Origin of the sequence: Bacteroides caecigallinarum (assembly GCF_016902295.1) — a bacterium.
GTDB classification, from domain to species: Bacteria; Bacteroidota; Bacteroidia; order Bacteroidales; family Bacteroidaceae; genus Phocaeicola; species Phocaeicola caecigallinarum_A.
On the sequence record NZ_JACJLQ010000006.1, the window covers coordinates 53827 to 75177 of the forward strand.

At 34.4% G+C, this 21351-nt stretch carries 20 protein-coding genes and 2 pseudogenes; 1 reads left to right on the forward strand and 21 read right to left on the reverse strand.

Translation table 11 applies throughout. The features are described 5' to 3' along the window. Positions 1-72: 72 nt before the first annotated feature. The 21 genes and pseudogenes from H6A27_RS03060 to H6A27_RS03160 form a co-directional block, all read right to left on the reverse strand. Positions 73-630: a hypothetical protein gene (locus H6A27_RS03060; RefSeq protein ID WP_204507624.1), complete on the reverse strand. Its 558-nt coding sequence runs from the start codon at positions 628-630 to the stop codon at positions 73-75. Beyond that, positions 627-1736, reverse strand: coding sequence for a glycosyltransferase family 4 protein (locus H6A27_RS03065; protein WP_204507625.1), 1110 nt, complete (start codon positions 1734-1736; stop codon positions 627-629). Before H6A27_RS03065 ends, H6A27_RS03060 begins: the two co-directional genes overlap by 4 nt. Further along, the gene (locus H6A27_RS03070; protein ID WP_204507626.1) at positions 1733-2863 is read right to left on the reverse strand and encodes a glycosyltransferase family 4 protein; all 1131 of its coding nucleotides are present in this window, start codon (positions 2861-2863) and stop codon (positions 1733-1735) included. Before H6A27_RS03070 ends, H6A27_RS03065 begins: the two co-directional genes overlap by 4 nt. Then, entirely contained in the window at positions 2860-4062 is a 1203-nt protein-coding gene (locus H6A27_RS03075) for a hypothetical protein (RefSeq protein ID WP_204507627.1), read from the reverse strand. The genes H6A27_RS03070 and H6A27_RS03075 overlap by 4 nt, the downstream gene beginning before the upstream one ends. Before the next feature lie 108 nt (positions 4063-4170). Further along, positions 4171-5151, reverse strand: coding sequence for a glycosyltransferase family 2 protein (locus H6A27_RS03080; protein ID WP_204507628.1), 981 nt, complete (start codon positions 5149-5151; stop codon positions 4171-4173). Continuing rightward, positions 5144-6172 (reverse strand): glycosyltransferase family 2 protein, encoded by a 1029-nt coding sequence (locus H6A27_RS03085; RefSeq protein ID WP_204507629.1) that lies wholly within the window; start codon positions 6170-6172, stop codon positions 5144-5146. The genes H6A27_RS03080 and H6A27_RS03085 overlap by 8 nt, the downstream gene beginning before the upstream one ends. Before the next feature lie 35 nt (positions 6173-6207). After that, positions 6208-7182, reverse strand: a complete 975-nt coding sequence (locus H6A27_RS03090) for a glycosyltransferase (RefSeq protein WP_204507630.1) — start codon at positions 7180-7182, stop codon at positions 6208-6210. Positions 7183-7213: 31 nt separating this feature from the next. Next, positions 7214-8116 carry a glycosyltransferase family 2 protein gene (locus tag H6A27_RS03095; RefSeq protein ID WP_204507631.1) on the reverse strand — a complete coding sequence of 301 codons (903 nt, stop codon included), beginning with the start codon at positions 8114-8116 and terminating at the stop codon, positions 7214-7216. Positions 8117-8196: 80 nt separating this feature from the next. Beyond that, positions 8197-8589 (reverse strand): annotated as a pseudogene (locus H6A27_RS03100) (hypothetical protein); the annotation flags it as partial. A 5-nt stretch (positions 8590-8594) separates the two neighbouring features. Continuing rightward, a pseudogene (locus H6A27_RS03105) lies at positions 8595-8693 on the reverse strand (IS66 family insertion sequence element accessory protein TnpB); the annotation flags it as partial. A gap of 503 nt (positions 8694-9196) precedes the next feature. Beyond that, positions 9197-10189 carry a hypothetical protein gene (locus H6A27_RS03110; protein ID WP_204507632.1) on the reverse strand — a complete coding sequence of 331 codons (993 nt, stop codon included), beginning with the start codon at positions 10187-10189 and terminating at the stop codon, positions 9197-9199. A gap of 69 nt (positions 10190-10258) precedes the next feature. Next, entirely contained in the window at positions 10259-11191 is a 933-nt protein-coding gene (locus tag H6A27_RS03115) for a glycosyltransferase family 8 protein (RefSeq protein ID WP_204507633.1), read from the reverse strand. Then, positions 11188-12156 carry a glycosyltransferase family 2 protein gene (locus H6A27_RS03120; RefSeq protein ID WP_204507634.1) on the reverse strand — a complete coding sequence of 323 codons (969 nt, stop codon included), beginning with the start codon at positions 12154-12156 and terminating at the stop codon, positions 11188-11190. The genes H6A27_RS03115 and H6A27_RS03120 overlap by 4 nt, the downstream gene beginning before the upstream one ends. After that, complete coding sequence (locus H6A27_RS03125) at positions 12147-12995, reverse strand: glycosyltransferase family 2 protein (RefSeq protein ID WP_420867839.1); 849 nt, start codon at positions 12993-12995, stop codon at positions 12147-12149. The genes H6A27_RS03120 and H6A27_RS03125 overlap by 10 nt, the downstream gene beginning before the upstream one ends. A 75-nt stretch (positions 12996-13070) precedes the next feature. Beyond that, positions 13071-14240 carry a polysaccharide pyruvyl transferase family protein gene (locus tag H6A27_RS03130; RefSeq protein WP_204507636.1) on the reverse strand — a complete coding sequence of 390 codons (1170 nt, stop codon included), beginning with the start codon at positions 14238-14240 and terminating at the stop codon, positions 13071-13073. After that, positions 14240-15340, reverse strand: coding sequence for a Coenzyme F420 hydrogenase/dehydrogenase, beta subunit C-terminal domain (locus H6A27_RS03135; protein ID WP_204507637.1), 1101 nt, complete (start codon positions 15338-15340; stop codon positions 14240-14242). Before H6A27_RS03135 ends, H6A27_RS03130 begins: the two co-directional genes overlap by 1 nt. 74 nt (positions 15341-15414) lie before the next feature. Continuing rightward, positions 15415-16959, reverse strand: a complete 1545-nt coding sequence (locus H6A27_RS03140) for a lipopolysaccharide biosynthesis protein (protein ID WP_204507638.1) — start codon at positions 16957-16959, stop codon at positions 15415-15417. Positions 16960-17068: 109 nt separating this feature from the next. Next, positions 17069-17506, reverse strand: a complete 438-nt coding sequence (locus H6A27_RS03145) for a BT0820 family HAD-type phosphatase (RefSeq protein ID WP_204507639.1) — start codon at positions 17504-17506, stop codon at positions 17069-17071. A 10-nt stretch (positions 17507-17516) separates the two neighbouring features. Next, positions 17517-18086 carry a transcription termination/antitermination NusG family protein gene (locus H6A27_RS03150; RefSeq protein WP_338083591.1) on the reverse strand — a complete coding sequence of 190 codons (570 nt, stop codon included), beginning with the start codon at positions 18084-18086 and terminating at the stop codon, positions 17517-17519. A 623-nt stretch (positions 18087-18709) separates the two neighbouring features. Further along, positions 18710-19918 (reverse strand): tyrosine-type recombinase/integrase, encoded by a 1209-nt coding sequence (locus H6A27_RS03155; protein WP_204507641.1) that lies wholly within the window; start codon positions 19916-19918, stop codon positions 18710-18712. Between the two features lie 299 nt (positions 19919-20217). Continuing rightward, a complete protein-coding gene (locus H6A27_RS03160) occupies positions 20218-20883 on the reverse strand; it encodes a LysR substrate-binding domain-containing protein (protein WP_204507642.1) in 666 nt (221 codons plus the stop codon). A 77-nt stretch (positions 20884-20960) separates the two neighbouring features. Here H6A27_RS03160 and trxA point away from each other — a divergent pair, with 77 nt between their 5' ends. Beyond that, on the forward strand, positions 20961-21320 hold the full coding sequence (gene trxA, locus H6A27_RS03165) for a thioredoxin (RefSeq protein WP_204401161.1): 360 nt from the start codon (positions 20961-20963) through the stop codon (positions 21318-21320). Positions 21321-21351 lie beyond the last annotated feature (31 nt).

Sequence of the window (21351 nt, forward strand, 5' to 3'; positions counted from 1 at the left end):
ATAGAATAAGGTTTAGGGTATTGATAATCATAATTCCTGTTCCTTATTCTATATAAACTCTAATAAATAGCTTTATTCTTTATCCTTAAGTAGATTATTGTGATTTATTATTACGTCAGGACGGTTACGACGTACAAATCCTCCTAAGCTGTTATAATTGATATTAAATCTTTTTGCTATAGACTTAAAGACCAAAGTTTCCTGATAGTGTATACGCATATGATTGGCCAATGCAGTTCCATTCAATCCGAATTTTCTTGCTATCTGTGATATATTGAATTCAATATAAGTTAATGAATCACATGCAGCAATAGCATCCTTATACTTTTCGTGGGCTTTTACACTTTGCTTTCCTGCAGCAATTATTTTGATTTTGCCGGGCTCAACTTTATCTACAGGAATCTGATGCCTGATTAGTACTTGCTCTCTCCAATACCTTCGCAGATAGTTTCCGAGTCCGGCTAAAGATACATTACATTTTTCGGCAATTGCCTTTTGCGACATATCTGTGTCTATATATAAGTTTACAGCCTTCTCATATTTTTTGTGTAAGGCATAACGTTTCTGTAACGATATCCTTTCTTTTGCTGAGAATGTAGATATGTCTATAAATGAAAGATACGGTTTCATCCTAATAACATCTTGAATAGTTCTTCCCATGTATGACTTACTGGAGCCTCTGGTTCGTACTTGGATATCGGTTCAAGAAAAGAATTGTCGTTATCAATCAGTTTCTTCATTTTCCCCTTAAGAATATTTGCATCATGGATATTGAAGAATGAAGTCTTTGCACTTCCGGCTGCCGTTTCATGCGCGTATGGCAGATCAGCCAACAGCATTGGCCTTTCAAACTGTGCAAACTCACTTATAGGCAATCCCCATGTTTCAACTTTCGAAGGAAATATCAGACAATCGGCATTACCATATAATTCATAAAGTTTCACACGGTCCAAGAATCCTGTAAAAACTAAAGAATTGACATGCCCCCATTTCCTGTACAGCCATCTTGTGTATTTATTCTCTGTACCGGATATTGTCATATAAACCTTAAACTTATCTTTTCCAATTTCATTTTCCAGCATAGCAGCCGCCTCACACAACAGTTCAAAGTTCTTATGAATATCTCCGTATGATGGGTATATAAAATTATAAGTTGATTCGGAAGACTTATATTTATTTCTTATATCCACAGTATCCGTTCTATTCTCCGGCAGCGCTACAATAATTTTGTCTTTATGAAGATTGAAAAGTTTGATGAATTCTCTTTTCATCCAATCCTGCTGAACAACAATCTTATAATTCTTGTGAATATTTATTCTGTAAATATATTCTGTGAACCAGGCAAAACATACGATACGGTAATTCATGAAAAGCTCACGCCATTTCCAGGGATAAAACGGGAAAGGGTTATGACAATAAACAGTACGCCTCTCAGCCTTTACATTAGGCGTTGTGTCATGCAAGGACAGCCATAAATAAACGGGAGAAAGTTGCTTCGAAATTTTATACATTGTTATATACTCACACCATATACGGCAGAACCAGCTTTTCACAGTCCAGGGCATTTCGATATATGTTATTCCGGGATACATCGCCAGATTCTTGTTATGCACCAGTGCCACAACCTTATATTCTCCGTTTTGAGCCAGCTGCGAAAGATACTCCAGACAGTTTCTCAAAATAGTCAGTGTGCCTCCCTTACGCAGGTTTACCGCTGAAACAACAATAGTTTTCATCTATCTGATATTGATTTGAATGTTTGAATCCATTTATCCATGACAGTCGTTTCATCATATTTAAGGATTGATATCCCGGCTTTTTCTCCCATTCTTTTTCTTAACGACATGTCCATCATAAGTTCAGCCATCCTTCCTGCAAATAGTGTGATGTTCCCATCATCCACGATAAAACCGTTTTCCCCCTCATCTATGATATCTTTTGGACCGCATTTACAGTCAAAAGACACAACAGGCAGACCATATGACTGGGCTTCCAGCAATACCATCGGCAAGCCCTCATAGCGTGATGTCATTGCATATACAGATGCGTTTCTATACACATCCCCTATATTCTTTTTCGTTTTTATCAATGCTACCGAATTATCCAGTCCATATCCTGATATCAGCTTTTTAAGCTTTTCATATTCTTCTCCATCCCCCACGATATCAAGTTTCCAATCCGGAAAATCTTTTACCACTATTCTCCAGGCTTCAATCAGCCTGTCAAATCCCTTCTGAAAGCTATATCTTCCTACTGCTACCACCTTTTTATTCTCAAGATTTGATTTCTCAGATGGTATGTATGTAATTGCGTTAGGTATTACTTCTATATTATTCAGTTCACCCCAATATCTCTTATCCTCCTCAGTAAGAACCACAAACCTGTCGAATCTTCTGACAATATTTTCATCCTGTTTGCTTCTCCACTTGTCGGCTATTCTCCACAGTCCTTTGCGTCCGTACTGCAAACGTTTGAATTTAGAGAAATGTATCTCCAACAGTTTTGCGCTTCCATCCTTTATACCGGTTATAAACGATGCATCATTATTGAACATACAGACCGTAACGTCAGGTTTTTCCCTCATAAGAACTGATTCAAGCCTTTTCCTGTGTAACAACTGTTTAACAGGATAATGCATCAGTTTATTCAAAAAAGACTTCCCGTTATTGTCTTCATAATTTATATCCAGGTCAATACACCGGATCTGCTCGTTCAGAGGGAAGAAAGGCTGTCTTCCGTGCTGGTCGGTAGTTACAATAACAATCTCATATCCCCTCCCGGCCAAATAGTTTGCCTTGTTTGCCAATACCCTTTCCATTCCTCCGGAATGACAGGTACCTGCTATACAATAAACGATTTTCATATTTTGTGCTGTAATTGTTTGTCTTCCTCTTCGCTACGGGCAACCATAAGAAACATTGCAAATACAAGGAATATATCTGTAGAGACTTTAAACCAGACCACATAGTTTACTAACAGCAATAATAAAAACATATCCCTATAACGGGAAAGATTATTTATACAGAAATTGCCGGCCTTATAGATAACCATACACATTGCGAACAGACCACCCAAACCGAAATAGAAAATAAAACGTAAATATCCAACATCAGTACCCATATAGTATCCACCTATTTCTTTACCGATAAAATAAGGGTCAATATTCCTTGGATTGGAGAAATATCCATCACCTATAAGCCAGGTCTTTAATGTTTCCGGGAACACATACATACCCTTTAAACGGTCATTTGAACTTACTGACCATTCTCCTTTTTCTACAAGACTGAAAAATCCTTCAAAAGCGAAACGCAGTTTTTCTTCGGTTCTGGGTACAAAATGATAGCAAAAAACAGCTATAACTATCGTTGCCGCCAGAATCCATAAAAACCAGCTCCATAGTGAACTGTAGTTCGTATCTATTTTAAAAGTAAGAACTCCTGACATATACATCCAATAGCCCACAGCCAGAATCAATCCTATAGTTGTTGTTCTTGCTATCATATTCCCTATAACAGCTATCAGGAAGAATGCAACCAAGAAAAGAGGTATGTATTTTCTTTCATCTGTCTTACACATATCAGTAACCGAGAAAGCTATCATCACAAGTAGTGCGGCAAATCTTGACCCTGCAACATCCAATGAGGCACCAATTCCATAAAGACGATTTACATTAGTCTTATTCAAAAAATCTTGTCCCTGCTGAACATATTGGTCTATAATTTGTTTTATATTCGGATAAGAGTCAATAAGCAATGCTAAAATACACTGACATACACAGACTATTATCAGGTAACGCAACAGTAACATAGTTGAAAGATTACCGTGAACCATTCTGATGTAAGTAGTCACCGTATATGCCGCACTGAGCCAAACCCACATGGATACGATATAGGTTGCGTATGCAGTATCAGGTGTATTATTGAATGTTATAGAGAAACATCCAATAATTGAAGCTATTCCTGCCCATATGGAAAGTAGAAATACCTGCTTGTTAATTAAGCCGGTACGATGAGAAGCAAGCTGATATCCCAAAATCGGCAATCCTACGCCAGCAAGTGCCATCTTTGTGTTTATACCGGGAAGAATTGTAAACTCAAAAGGAAAGAAAAAAAAGCTGGTCAGAATAACTGCAAATGTTATTCCGACTATTCGTATTGCCAACATAAATTATTATCGGTAAATTACTCCATATACCAGACGGTGTATGCAGATATAGTACAGTTTTACAAGCCAGTATTGTTTTTTCCAGGCAGCCAATTGCAGCAGTCGGCTTCTCAAGGAAATGTTTTTGTTTTTAATTATGAATTTATTTGCTTCAGGAAACCATGCTTCCCATAATTTGTACTTAGCTGGATTATCTGTTATTAAAAAAGGAAATTTTACATTCAGCTTAAAAAAAGCCAGTTCTGTTTCTATTTCTTTTCCATAAAGACTCCACAAGTCATCCTCCACCAATGATACATTATGTCTTAAATCAATGAGATGCTGTTTATTTTCAGTCTTACAGAAAGCTCCAGTGTTCAGTTGCACATAATGATAAAAGGCTTCAGCCAAATAAGAAACCTTTCCGGCTCTCGCAAAAAGGCGGATCATTGTCATATCTTCTCCCATACCATAACCGGATGGAAACTGTATATTATAATCTGCATAAAGGGTTCTTTTGACAAGCTTATTCCATACATTGAACTTCATAGTACCTTCCAATAGTCCTTTCAAGGCTTCCATTGGTGTAGCATATCCAGGCTGCTTCATATACCGTTCATTCCGTTCAAAAGAAAGCCACCAGTCACACCAGACTATATCCGCTTCATCAGACTTAGCTTTGAGATATAACCGTTCAAGCATTTTCGGTTCTACAAAATCATCACTGTCACAATGGAAGATATATTCTCCCTTAGCGACGGACAACCCTGTATTCCGTGCAGCCGGAAGTCCTTTGTTTGTCTGATGCTTCAACAGCCTGACCTGCCCTTTGCGTTCAGGATACTGCCCTATTACTTCTTCCAACAGTTCTATACTCCTGTCTGGAGTAGCATCATCCACGAATATGTAATCCACCTCGTTCAAAGTCTGTTGCAATAGTGATTTTGCACAGCGAACAATAAAGTTTTCAACTTTGTAAATAGGGATAATTACTGAAACTTTAGCCATTGCATTTTTTATATTTTGCAAACAGATAACATGTTAAACAGAATAATAAGTATCCACTTGTTGATGTTGCTTTATAAAATAAAGGATATCTCTTTTCTTTAAAATGAAAATCACCTTTATAGGCCATTGCTTGAAAATAAGCTTCTTTTATAGTTGACCTCATAGTCTCATAATCTTTTTTTGACAGAGAATTTCCATCTTTATATAGTCGAATCTGTAAATGTATAATATGTCTGAAATAGTATTCCTTTATTATAGATGAGACAGGCTCTGTCAAATGATATTCTTCAATAAGATCAATAAATTTAAGACATGTTTCCAGATAACCCAATTGACGTATAGTAAACCCCTTAGTAATACTCTGCATATTACATTTGTAGTAATACGTTCCGCCAGAAAAAGCCACTTTGCTGCTGTTTAACAATAATAATCTTTGTATGTATTCATCCGCATTCATATTATTGTATGTAGCGTTTTTATTTAAAGCAAACCGCTTTATCAGGTCTGTCTTCCACATATTTATTCCATGGATGGTTGGCTGTATGAATGTTTTGCCGAAGCATTCTTCCCCGGTTGTTTCTGTACCTTCAGATATACCGTAAGCAATATTCCAGTTCATAAAAGAGCCATCAGGATGTTCACACAACACATTAGGTATTATTGTATCAGCATCTGTTCTGTTTGCACAATCCATCATACTTGACAAAAAATCCGGACTATATAAATCATCTGAATCCAGAAAGGTCACATATGGTGTCTGTACTATTTGGTAAGCAGCAGCTCTTGCTGCAGCTGGTCCACCATTTTTTTGAGACAATACAGTTATTCTTTTATCATTTTGAGCATAATTATTAAGAATTTCCAATGAATTATCCATAGAGCCGTCATCTACACATATCATCAACCAATCTTTATATGATTGATTTATTACAGACTCTATAGCTCTTGCTAATGTCCCTGATGAATTATATACAGCCATTACCACTGTAACCATACTTATATTAATTTTAAAGTCTTCCATTTTTAAAGTTCTTATACTCGAAATGATGGATGCGATTACTTTTTACTCCCTTTTATATATTTTTTAATCAACATGTGCAACATTTTATGTTGATATGCAGCATATTTATAAAGTAGAATCAAAATTGTCGAATGCTTTTCATACTCTTTCCAATAATAGACAAAACTATTTTTCTCACACTCCAATAAGAATTTACTTGTTTCCCAGGTGGATGTCGAAGCACCTCCTAAATGGATACACTTTAAATTTCCACATAGATAATTTTTCTTTCCAATAGAAGTGAGTTTTTTATATAAAATATTTTCTTCTACATAAAGGAATGTATTCGGATCAAAATAACCAATCTTAGAAAACAATGCTTTATTTATCAACATACATGATCCTGATGGTAATTCAATTTCAAGCAGTTCAGGTATGTTTTCAATACTTGTTAAAAGATATTCTTTTCTTGATAAATCTATACGTGTTAACACCAAAGTGTAATTAAACATTTTTCTTATAATTTCTTTGTATATATTGGTGTTTTTTCTTCCACAACGTAGATCTGGTACATTTTCTTTATTATATAATAAGGGGCTTAATATTCCTGCATCAGGTAAACTATAATAGTATCTCAACAAATGAGGTATTATATCTTGAATAAACAAAGTATCATTGTTAAGTATAAGAATATCTGAGACTTCCTTATCTTTCTCTACTAATTTTAATCCTTTGTTGTTACCTCTTGCATAACCATCATTTTTAGAACTTAGAATAAGTGTTATGTAAGGTAACTCTGTATATTGTTGTTCATCATTATCTAAGACAAGACTATTTTTTCCATACTTCTTTAAATAATGAATCAATTCTTTTTTACACCCCTCCCTATTTGAATTATTATCAACTATTACATACTTGATATCAGCAGTATTATATTTTTCAATACTCTCAATACAGTTTATAGTATCTTCATAGTTATTATAATTTAATATGATAATCGCTGTCTTACCCATTTCTCTATTAAAATTCAAATAACTTATTGTTATATAGTATGATTCTGTACTATATATTCGACCTTATATATTTGTAAATCCTTATATACATATTTGGGAACAGTGCTTTTACATAACCCATTATCCACACAAAAGGATATCTATACGGAAAACATCTTTTCTGAAATAATAAGGTATTATGCAGATTGTACCCAACAGGAGAATATAAATACTTTATCCTCTTTCTTAAGGACATATTCATAAAATCATCATATCCATCTTTTTCATGGTCATTCTCACATACGCCAACATAGCTTTTCAATACGATTAGAGGATATCCGGCTTTATAGGCAAGATATGTATAGTCATGATCACCTCCCCCATGAAGATAGCCACTATATAAGATTCCCATTTTCTCGACAACATCACTTGAGATATATGTCACATTTCCATGTGCACATTGGCATAAATGGTATTTACCGTCAGGATGAACAAATTCATCTCTAAGAGTCCATTTACTGACAAAGTTAAAACCACCGTAGGTGAACTTTTTGGTTATAGGATCTTGTGTAGAACCTACATATATACCATGAACTCCATAAGTTTTAAAAGAGTAGTCATCAGCTTCCAACAATTCATCAAACAGATTCGGGTAAATATATGTATCATTATTTAACCATAAATATCCATCATATTTACCTTGTTGTAATGCAGCTTCCCAAGCAGCAACCATTCCTCCATTCCAATATAAATTGCCATTCCCTTTAATTAGATGTAAAGAAAAAGGATAGATATTTGAACATATAGATTCAGCTGTACCATCAGTAGAACCATCGTCAGTAAGAAAAACATCCACTTTTATAGATTCACGGCACTTTGAAATGGCATTTGATAAGGCATCAAGACACTTTATTGTCTTGTCTTTCCTGTTATAGCAGGTCATCAGGACAGCTAATCTATTATTTCTTCCCATAAACAAAATATAGTATCAAAATCTTTATTCTTTTCCATAACGTCAACTTATCTAGTTCATCCAGCTTATTATTAAAAAAAGTCATATTCGGACTTGTCAATGTTGCAATCGTTCATCGCTCTTCCTTGTTCAGAGGTACGGCCGAAACGGTGTTTCCTGCTGTCCTCAAGCTGAAGCCTGAGATTAGATATCTCGTTTGCCAGTATCATGTTCACCTCGTCTTTTGCCTCAAGCTGCTTTCTCATAAGTTCCATTTCTTTCCTGTAATGTTCAACCGTGGATGATTGCTTTTCGAGGGAATCTTTGAAGTCATTGATTATATCAACCAGAGCCTTGGGGTTCTATTTGTAGGATTCTTCAATAGCCTTAAGCCTCGAAATCAGTTCGTTTACCTGTTTGCGAAGCCCTACCTTTTCCTCATTCGCCAGCCCCAACTGGCAGCAGAGTAACTCGTATGCTCTTTCATCAATCATACCCTCTCTTCCCTTATACTCTCACACAGACGGAAAATGCCTTTCCGCAATTCCACATTACCGTTGAACAGGTAATAGTTCAGGTTAGCACTCAGTCCAAGCATATCATCCTATCATTTTATTAAGCAACAAACTCTAATCAAAAACTGTTGTGTTTCTCAGAAACAGTGTCGCTCCGGATGTCAATTGCTGTTTCACCCACTTAATCGGAGATTCGCCTTCTGGTTGTTTCACTTCAAGCTTCACGATTGGACTGTTGCAAGGTTTGCCGGTTATCTAGACTTTGGCAACGGTTACTCAACATGAATCGTCTTACCTAACTTCTCACTCCAGAACTGATGACGCTGACAGTTCATGAGCTTGTTATAATTTACTCCATAATCAGCACAGAATTCGCATAGGTCCTTGGTCTGCCTGCATAACTGGTAGAGGTCATATACTCCTAGCTATTTACTTTATATTTTACTATAATCATTGTTCTCAAAAGTTACGGCACAAAAATATGTTAAACGACAAATGCTTACTTAAACTGTAAATATAAGAGTTAGTTTGATACAAAACCACATAAACAAAAAGTACCAATTAATACAATAATTGAGGCTTACTATTAGAATTCATGTATTTCATATTGAACATTACCTATCATTGATGAACATTTTGCAAATGCACCACTATACATCTTACCCGTTTTAAACAAATATATTTTTTGAGCCCTAGATAACATTATCATATCAATAAAAACTTTTGTATAAGCATCATTATTTTCATCTTTGATTTGATCAATATGAACAGATTTTCCTGGAATAGTAACAACAAAATCTAATTCTTTTGAGATGCGTTCCACAAATTTTGTACTATCCGCTGTTACCAACACCTTATATTGGGGATAAATTTGATTACGTAATTTTTTAACTTCATAAATGCATTTTTTTATCAAGACTTCTTGATCATTGTTTTTTAATGGCTTACCTATAGTATCTTTAAAATCACCTAATAGTTGATTAAATCTTAAAGAAATGGCTATATAACTTTTATTATTAAACAACTGTTCTTGTAAAGCATTTATTCTATTATTAAAAGATGGTTCTAATCTGAATAATTCATGAAATAATTTATTAAATTCTACTGTTTGTGGAAAACAATTCGTATATATATGAAGTTGCTTCTGAGGATGAATAAAATGCAAAAGATCTAGCATGGCATAAACCTCTCTCTCACTCCATTCCATCATTACATATGGCAATGAAACGTCTTTATTATACAAAAGGTCTGATTTTTTAATTCTCCAATTAACTTTATTGGGTATAAAACAATTATCCAATTCAATAGGACTATTGTGATAAATATAAAAAGGAACATTATGTCTCTTACACCAAGCATATACAGAAACTATCCCTCGCATTCTATCAGCTAAACCTCCATGTAAAATATGCCCATCAAAACAAATTACTACACCTCTTTTTATTTCCTCAGGTTTATTGATTTCAGTATAGTACTTAACTGACATATCTATTCTGCTTTTATCATTTAAGATAGCATTTAAAATGCCATTAGGAAAGAAGTATCGTTTTAAAATCTTTATGTAAATTTTTATGTTCATAATTTCTGTAAACTATTTATTTTTCAACGGGAACTTATATAAAAATATTTTCACCATATCAGAAAAGATTTATTTTCTACCAACAATAAACCATCTGGCCAGTATTTTTATACGTCTCCATAACGTCAATTTATCGAGTTCATCCAATTTACTATAGAAAAAGTCAAAATAGAATTTTTCATCAAAAAACGGCGATTTACGGTAATATTCCCACCAGATATCAAAATTTACACAATAACCTTTCCATGGTTTCTGACCGTTATAATGTACTATTCCACGTGATAAAGCATCATGAATCTCTTTTTTTGTCCAAAGTCCCTCTAATTTGTCCGGATGGTAAACCATTATTTCATTAAGATAATTTGTGAGACAAAAAGACGGTGGTAATTGTTTTATTTTACCTTTACAAGCTATATTGATAATGTCCATATCCTGATAGGTATAATCATTCTTTATCAAATCTTTAAACTTCGACACTATCCCTTTGGATAATAATAATTTTGAGTTTAGAATAATATTACCTGCATAAATTATTTTACTTGCATCCAGATTTAGTATACTCGAATAATATTTTTTATATCCAGGTATAAGAAAGAATAATGAATTTACACCTGCCAAATAGACATCATCCAATTCTGTAGACAAATAAACATCAGATAAGTCTCCTCTAAATATTACATCTACATCTGAATATATAATTTTATCATATTCCGGTATTAGTTCTGGAATAAGCAAACGATAATATGTTGCGGTAGTAATACCTCTTATTTCATAAGCTGAGTCAAAAGTATTATCTATCTGCCTATATTGAACACGACAATTTGTATAATACAATGGTATTTTATCTAGTTGGTCTTTTTCTAAACTAACTCTTTCTGAGTGCAGAATAAAAATATCATAAAAGGTATCTTCTTTTGCATTCATCATTAATGATGAAATACAGACACAAGCTGGAAGCACCAAGTTATTATCAAATGCAAATACTATTGGAATGATATTCATTTATTTTTCAATTTAAATTTTCGCATTACAAACAATACCACTTGAGGTACAAACCATAACTGATAACGAATACAAAAATACAAAGCAATATAGAACAATGTACCCCGATAAATTAACCGTTTATTTTTTAAGTACGACATGCTGTACCACTCTTTCAATTTACAGACTTTTGTTTTATAGCCATAATCTCTGGAACAATATAACTCTCTCACATAATTAAGCGAATCATATAAATACTTATTATATATCATCGTATCGCATTCTGGAACATCAGTACCATAAAATGATAAAACCTGTTCTTGCCACTTCTCTATATCATCAATCCTGTTTATGTTTAAAGAACGGGATAATGACTGTTCTGTATCGGTATTATAAATATATAATCCATCAGATACAATCAGAATTCTATTACATCTCTTTAAATAACATAAAGAGAAAACCAAATCCTCACCAAATGACATATCAACAGGAAAACCATCTTTTATCAAGTCTTTCTTATAAAACTTATTCCAAGAATTACTTAACAATTCACTGTTCAACAGTTTACAAAATTCAATACGAAACTCTGCTAAAGAACAGTAACACAATTGGCTTGGTAGCATTGGTTCATCCCCCTTCGCTCTAAATATTACAATATCATAATCTTCAATTCTTCGTATTAATACCTCACATGCATTCTGAACTAATTCATCATCACTGTCAAGCATAAGTATATAATCGCCCTGTGACTTTTTTAATCCATAGTTACGTGCTGAAGAAACTCCTCCATTTATTTTATGAAACACCTTTATCCTGGAGTCTTTTGCACCCCATTCATCGCACATTGCACCACTTCTATCGGTAGAACCGTCGTCTATCAGAAGAATCTCTATAGACGTATAGCTTTGTGAAATTGCACTTACTACACATCTGTCCAATGTTTTCTCTGCATTATATACAGGAACAATTATCGAAATTAATGACATTTATATTTAATAACGCTTTTACATAATTCTATTGCTTTCAGTACTAAATATGCCAGGTAAAAACTGGTTATATTCAGAATAACTTTATCGCCAATGGTTTTCTTCTTACCTCTAGCATTGTCTATTACCCATCTTACCCATTCCTTGTTACTATCAACTTTAATACCATGCAATACCAAATTCTTCCAACATCGCAGTTTCAACACCCACAAATCATCCGTAAAGTCTATATTACTACCCTTAAGAGCTTTTTCAACCTCATTTAAAAAAGATTCTTCGTAGGCTAATGAAAATTTCCGTGTATGCGTTACCGAATCATCGTTCATGGTATAAATATATCCATCACACTTGACAAATACTACGTTTTTGGCTTTAAGACATATTTTTATATTCCCTATGAGGTCTTCTCCAATATTTATTTTTCGAGGTGTGTCCAACACTTTATTCACCAACAGAGTTTTCTTGTACAGTTTTGTAGGAAGTCCCCAATCAAAAAGATTCCTTAATAACATTCTAATGGCAGTAATATTATCTATAATATCATTTCCTGAAGCTGCATATGCAATATCACCACTATGTCCTATTCCATCAAGCATGGTTTCTAAGTAATATGGCAACAAGTAATCATCGGCATCCACAAAACAGATATATTCGCCTTTTGAATGTTCCACTCCAATACATCTGGCACGAGTTACACCACTATTCTCACCATGATATACTGTTATACGATGCTCCATAAGATGATAGTTATCACATATTTCACCCGAACTGTCGGTGCTGCCATCATTTACCAGTATTAGTTCGAAATCATTGAAGGTTTGATTTAAAATACTGTCCACACACCGTTTAAGATATTTCTCAGCATTATACACAGGGACTATTATTGATACTTTCGGACACATATGAATTAACCATCAGTTAGATTCGTTAATATATCTGTTTAAAAAAGATAAGCTAACATTACCCATATCTTCTATTTTGCGTTCAACATTAGCATATGCTATAGGTGTAGTTAAAACTGACATAATACTTTCTTTATCATCCACTGATATGATTCTGTCTTCCAGTTCCAGGATACGTAGGAGTGATGTAAATCTGTCACTTCCACGTTCGTTATTGATGATAACTGCAAAGTCTTTACGGAATATAATTGAAAAGACACAACCATGAAAAGAGTCTGTTATCACATATCTGGCATTTCTGAAAGAAGCCAACCATTGAGGTATTGATTTCATTCTAAATGAATAAGAAGATGAATCATCTGGATATATATCATTTCTGTTTAGCAATTTCAATTCTGCTGCTATTCCGTCAATACATTTCTTTTTCTTATGACTCCAATCAAGAATATATGTTGTAAGAGTATCATGTGGCATTTCGGATACACTGTCATCTTCCTTTATCAGCTGAATATAATCTTCAGCTGAAAGTAATAGCGTAGGATCTAATACCAGACTGGCATCCTTATTAAATAATTCTTTAACAAGCTTGACTCCTGATATTTCTCTGGTCGATATGGCATCAAATTTATTGATATGTTTTTTGCATAGCTTAATACCTTCATAGCTTATTGGATTTTCACTCGTTCCAAACGATGCTGCATAAGCTATCTTTTTTGTTTTATCTTTATTTGACAAGAATCCTAAGAAATAATCTGTTATACAAGGAGAATATAATTCTCTCCATACCTGATCACTCCCAACAATTATTACATCAAACCTATTTTGTTTACAATAATTTCCTAAATCTTTACTTGTCCATAATCCTTTAGATAATCTTATATATTGTTTTTTGAAGGAATTTACTCTTTTTGGATCAGGACTATTATATTCCAATAATTCTCTATAATTTTCCAATAGTGGATTAATAAGTCTTTTATTTTTCTTCCTCAATATAAATTTCAGAATTACTGATTTTATGAAACTCCCAATTTGTAAAATTATTTGTTTATAACTAAAGTTATACGTCCTATTTAATACAACAACCTCATGACCCATATTCTGTAAAATGGTTTGCAATGCGTAGCATTGAAGAATACAACCATAATTTTGAATTAACGGCTGTGTGAGTATAGCTATTTTCATTATATACCGTTTTTATAAGCCAATAAAATGTAAGTTCGTCTTACTATACGTATAACAAGGTTTCTAGTCCTGATTATTTTCAAAGCTTTGTGAAATCCTAATATAATCCACAATTTATAAAACAACCCCCAGTATAAAGGTCTTTCAACGGATTGTTCTATACACATATTATGCTTCAGAATTTCTAAGTACAACACTTCTTTACACTGCATTTTTAAACTTTCTATCATTTTATTTCCTTTTTCTGTATAACATAAAACAATGCTACATCCTTTATCATCGTCAAATTCCCGTAAAATTTCATCTACTCCCCAAAAGTCACCTATTGTTATATCACTACCAGACTTGCCACATTTTGCATGACATGAGAAACAGGAAGGTATTAGTGAAAGATTATTTAAAAAGGCTGTCATATATGTGTTATTATAAAAAGGCTCACTGTGGGAATACACTTTGTCTGATACATTATATCCATTTTGAACATACAACATTCTTATATTATATCCTTTCCATCCGTTATCTTTATTTCTAAACGAAATATCACGATATGAAATATCTTTATTCCCTAAAATCTGTTTGTGCTCACGAAGATAATCCTGCCAAACTAGTTGATTGGGAACACCATGACAAATAACATCCATACAAATCAGATTATCATACTCCTTACCTAAATATTGCCTCAAACCTGATATTTGACAAGGTGTACCTGTAAACAATACTTTTTTATTCTTATCAAGAAAAGTTTTTGCAATGCTATAACAGTTACCTATACAACTTTGAACATATTTAGAACCACGGAACCATTGCAAGTTTTCTATATTATCTGTATAATCGTGTATTACATCCCAATTATTATTAAAACGTGCCCCAAAAACAACTCCACCTTCATTTATAATTTTTTCAGCTACAAGTGTAAATATTCCACCCGATGAACTTTCTTTGCGTATATTGTTGTTTTTATTGAAAGCTGCGATGGTATAGTATGGAAAACGTGACTCTTTTTTATTTAACACACTACATGCCTTAATACATACTTTACAATTTATACATTTTGTTGTGTCAATGCGTGGATACAGAATACCGTCAACATCGTGAACCATGGTTATACACTGTTTTGGACAAGCCTGTTTACATGACGAACATCCACAACATTTATTTTTGTCGCACAGTTGTATCATACCCTGAACCTTTTGAATAAAAGCATGCTGAATTTTTCCTTTAAAAATTTTTTCTCACTGTTTGAACAACCTACCACATATATTGTTATAATAGTAGAAAGAATACTTATTATAGTAGAGATAACAAATCTTAAAAGTCCTGATGACATATAATAATGTATCAATACCGGTATTATTAAAGCTATTGAAGTTACAATAATTACATTGCAACATACATTTCTTATGAAACTAGCAGGTGAGAATGATGTCATACGCTTTAAAAAATAGAGCCTAAGCGACAGGCAACATATGGAAAAAAATATTGCCACCACGTAAGTATATTCAGGTTCTAAACCAGCCTTAAGGCAGATATAAGAAAATGGAAAGTTCATAAGCAGCATCCCGCCTATTGCTATCTGATAGTTTCGTATCCTACCTGTAGCTGACTGTAAATTTATCAATGTATTTGATAAAGTATCTATAAGAAGCGTCACAAGTACCAGACGGGCAAAATTGACCGTATGTTCAGGATAACTACCTAACCACAAATGAAGAATAAAATCTGTCTCCAATATTATGGGTAGAGCAACTATAAGTATGGCATAATATGAAAAACGTGAACCTCTCTCTACTAGTGAATATGTATATGAATAGTCGCCGGCTGCATATGATTTTGTAATTTGCGGATAAACGGCTGACATGAAATTGCCTGCAAAAGAGTTCACATGGATATTTATAGTTTCGGAAATACCTCTTGCTGCATTTACAGCTGTACCAAAAAACAGGTTTATAAGTATGTTTACTCCCTGTCCTTTCATAAGCCCTGCTGTACAACCTATAAAATTCCATCCGGCAAATGAGCTTATTTCCTTCCATCTCTGTCGGTCAAACGAATGCTGCAACCTGCATTCAGGGAAATGTCTGTGACAATATATAAAATATATACTCTGCATCATAATACCTATTGACATAAGCAAAATGGAATACATTATTAGCTTGTCATACATAAATGGTACATAAACCAGAAACAGTACAGCCATCAGCTTTAGTACTGAATCAAGCATACCTATGCCGGCAAATATATCCATCCGCTCATGAGATGATATTGTAGCGGAGTAAGGTACACTAAACAAGCCGAGAGCAAATGATACTATAGATGCCTGGTATATAACATTAGCTGCAAGCATTCGTGATGGTGATATATTCATATGGGTATTGAGAAACCATAGGCCAACTGTTTCTGCAAGCAGTATTACTACAGCAGCAAGTACAATATGTACCCATAGTGAAGTAGAAAATACACGCCTAAGACTTTCATTATCTCCTCTACCCAGTTCAAAAGTCAGGAATCTTGATGTTGAGGACGACAATGATGTAGATATAAGTGAAAACATGGATACAAGACCACCAACCACATTATATATACCATAATCCTCTACACCAAGTGTCTTAAGCACTGCACGTGAAGTATACAATGCTATGAGCATTGTAAAAAACATACGTACATACAGATATACAGAGTTTTTCGCTATTCGCTTTGTTCTTTCTGAAACCTGATTCATGTAGATTTTTCAGTAAATGTCGTAACAATGTGAATTTGAATTTTATGTATGAATATGACAGATAATAAATTAACATATGTACTATTTATCATATAGTCAATTATTATAATCACTTTTTCCATCCAAACATCCTCTTCCAAAAAGACGGCTTATCCTCCACATACTCCTGATACCTTTCCCTATAATATCGGCGGCTGCTTAACTTATTGGTAATCATCTCATAAATAGCTCCCCAATCGGGAAGATAACCCACATTACGGTCGTCAATAAAAAAATCGGCGCGCAACTTACGACACGGACATGAAGGATTTTCATTAGGTTGCTCATCCGGATGGTTGGCATTGACAGCATAGAATTCAAGACCACGGCCACGACAATATTCTACAGCATCTTCAAGCAACTTTCCTTCACGAACTGTCCAAAGTATCAATATATGATGTTCTGCCTGAAGACGTTTCAAGGTAGTTATCGCAAAAGGTATTTCTTTTCCTATTTCAGGATATTTATGTTCTACAATTGTCCCGTCAAAATCAACTGCGATTATCATATTTGTGATGTTATGTTTCTTTTTTTATATTGTTTGCCGAACTCAACAATCCGGTTATATCTGAATTTGCATCTACGTTTTCAAAATTTTCCTTATAGACTCCTCCAATGGCTATAGTAAGTCCCCCCATTGTAGTTATAAGACATTTGTTACGGGAAATACGGATCTGATAACCTTCAAGTCCATCAAGTACACCGGAAGTTATCTTGACCAATGGATGCCCTACGGAATAATATTCCAATGGATGTGGCATAAATCTAATGCGGAACGGAGATATTTGGGACAAACGGATAAAAGTCTGCATATATTTATCCTGTATAACGGCAGGACGACCTGTACTCTTATCTTTTGCAAGATAAATCCCAAAACAACGTTCTTTTAAAATTGATTGAATTTCAGCCATATTACCTTGTACAAATACAAGGCCTGAAATTGTAGGAATATCTTCTTTTACGACATGTTTCTTTACACGTTTATATTTTGTTGTTTTATGAACAAAAACATTAAATCTTTGTTTTAATATATCTAGAACATGCTCCTGCATGTTACTTTTCACATATATGTAATACCAAGGTAACATCTTTATTTTCTTAGACTTAAGTATAATTTCTCTCTTCCGTACCAGTTATTCTGATTCGTTACATAATCGCCATTTCCCAGCTACAGAAAGAGATTCTGAACTATACAGTGACATCGAAACTCTGTCCATTTTTATGTTATTACGAAGTAGAATATCTGATTCATACATCCTATGTAAAATGATAAAAATATTATAAGTTTAACATTTTAAATACAATATACGCATTCCACTTCCTAGCATTACTAACCATCTCTTTATAAGAGAAATACATACTTATTTACATACTTCTCAAAGCATATCCATGCTTTGATTTTACATAATATATGTTTAATATTTTTTTGCATATAAGTAAAATCATTCAAACCCTTTTATTGTTATACATATCTTTTTCCTTTAATCGCATAACTAAAAACGCAAACCTGAAATATGTGATATTTCACCTAGACTGTGATAATATTCAAATTTTAATAGAAAAAATACTTGAAATTTGAATAATATACTTACCTTTGCAATATAAAAAAATACTTCTCTTATAAAGAGAAGTATTTATAATATGAACAAAAAACAGCTGCAAAAGCATCATATTTTCACAAATAAATAGCTATACTTAGTCTAGTTTATATTTACAATGATTTTAATATTATTTCATTTGCTTTGTCAATAACAGACATATCCAAAGATGCCAAATATATTCGTGTTGTGTTTTCTGAATCGTGACCCATTGCCTCACTGATAACTGATAATGAAATGTTTTTACTACGCGCCACACTAGCCCACGTATGACGAGCTACATAAGAAGTAAGAACCACCGGCAATCCAAGGTCAACACCTATCTTCTTTAGCTTTGCATTAACCAAGTGTGAAGCATTATGATATTGACGACGGGCATCAGAATTGACATCTTTTATTATTGGGAGCAAATAAGGTGTCTGGGAAGTATCATATTTATCAATAATTTGCTGCATTGGTTTTTCCCATTTGATAAACAACTGCTGATTGGTTTTCTGACGCCGATATGACAAGACTCCATGCTGAAGATCTTTCTTTTTTAAATAAGCCATATCAACAAATGACATTCCACGGGTATAAAAACTGAACATAAATATATCGCGGGCATAATCCATTGAAGGAGACTTCCGTAAATCCAAATCACGGATTTTTCTGATCATACTTACAGACAAAGCACGCTTTACTGTTTTATCAACACCGGTATAGACGTATCTGAATGGATTGCGCTGTACTGTAATACCTTTCTCTACAGCACGATTGTAAACCGCACGCAAATTACGCATGTAGAATGATATTGTATTAGGAATAAGTCCGTTGGATTTTAAATAATTCTCATACTCCATCATGAGAGTCGCATCTATATCATTAAAATCAACATCACCACGCAAACTGCAAAATCTGGAAAAGCTGTTTAAAGCTGTAGAATATGTTTCTGCAGTACGCAAACGACCAACCAACTTCAGTTGCTGTATGGTATCATGGATAAAGGATATAAAATTGCCGTTGTTTTCTTTCCTTGTGTATGACGATATTATATCATCTGCCGTATAGCTCTGTCCGGACGATTCAAACACAGATATTAGACTCTTGAATTTTGCCAAATCATCATTTATATGCTTTTTCAATGAAAAAAGATTGCTACTGCATTTTTCTTCATTTTCCGAAAGTGATATATCTCTTTCCAATATATTCCACTCTGCCTTTGATAACTTGTAGCCTGTAGTAACTTGTCTAACTACTCTATCATGTATTACACGATAGAATATTGTCCCTTCGTCATTACGAGCAGATGAAGGACGAAATTTCACTTTTATCGTTGCCATAATTAATAATTTGTTTTTTTAATAGAATTAAAACAATCAATTTATTTCAAATATAGCATAAATTAGTTCGTCTAAGTCTTTTTACTTATCCTTATTTGATAAGTTTATAAACATAAAAAAGTGGCAACGCCTTTTTGTTTAGCGTAATAAGAGTTTTTAGGAATTATTTTAGTAATACTATATTTATACATACAGATATAATTACAGTTACACGTACGTGTAACGCGCGGAACACGAACGTGCAACGAGAGTAACACATTCGTGTCACACGCGGAACACGAACGTGTAACGCCAACTGTTTACCGAAGTTTTATCTTATGTTTTTTGAGTCTTTCCTCCATCATATAGTCCGGAATAATAGATTTCAATGTTTCCAGTACGGCATTTACCGCACGTTCCCTTATGAAATCGTCCTTAATGAGGATGGATATACAACGCTGTGCGGGAGGATTGACGTTCAGATGTACTACATTATCTTTCTGATTCTCAGACAGAAAAGGGATGTGAAGTTCCGGAATAATGGTATAACCGCCGTTACGATCAACTATCCTGACAAGTGTTTCTATACTGTCGGCCTCGTAGATATGGTTCCCTATATCCTTGTTCTTGCAGAAGTTCATCGCGCCGTTCGGCACGCAATGTCCTTCCCTCAGTATCCACATCTGTTCGGCGGGAAGGCTTCCGCTTGCTATTATCTTTTGTGCCTGACTGCACTCCGAAGAGAAATATGCCACAAACTTTTCTATATAGACAGGTATTTCGAGTATTCCTTCCCTATCCTCCGGCAATGTGGAAATGGCTATGTCGATATTGCCGAAACGAAGCTCGCGCACAAGGGAGGCGTTTTCTTTCTCGTCGATAGAGAGATTTACATGGGGGTGTGCGCCACGGAAATGGTGAATGAAGTCAGGTACCAGGTACGGGGCTATTGTAGGAAGTATTCCTATCCTCAGACTACCGGTCATCGTACCCGTCTCGTCCGATACAAGTTCCTTTATCCTCTGCGATTCGTTCAGGGCTATCTGTGCCTGACGTATTATCTATGAAAGCAAAACATTTGACTAAAGAAGAATTCCTGAATAAAGTAGCCAACTATGAAGCTAACCCTAACGAATGGAAGTTCCTGGGTGAGCGTCCTGCTCTGATTGACTTCTATGCCACATGGTGCGGACCTTGCAAGATGCTTGCTCCGGTACTGGACGAACTGGCTGAAGAATACGACGGAAAGATTGACATCTACAAGATAGATGTTGACCAGGAAGAGGAACTGGCCGGACTGTTCGCTATACGCAGCGTACCTACACTGCTCTTCGTGCCTATGACGGGTGCTCCACAGATGGCACAGGGTGCTATGCCTAAACCAGCATTGAAGGATGCTATACAGAAGGTGCTTCTTGGATGAGAAGTTAGGGAGTTAAGAAGTTAGGGAAGTT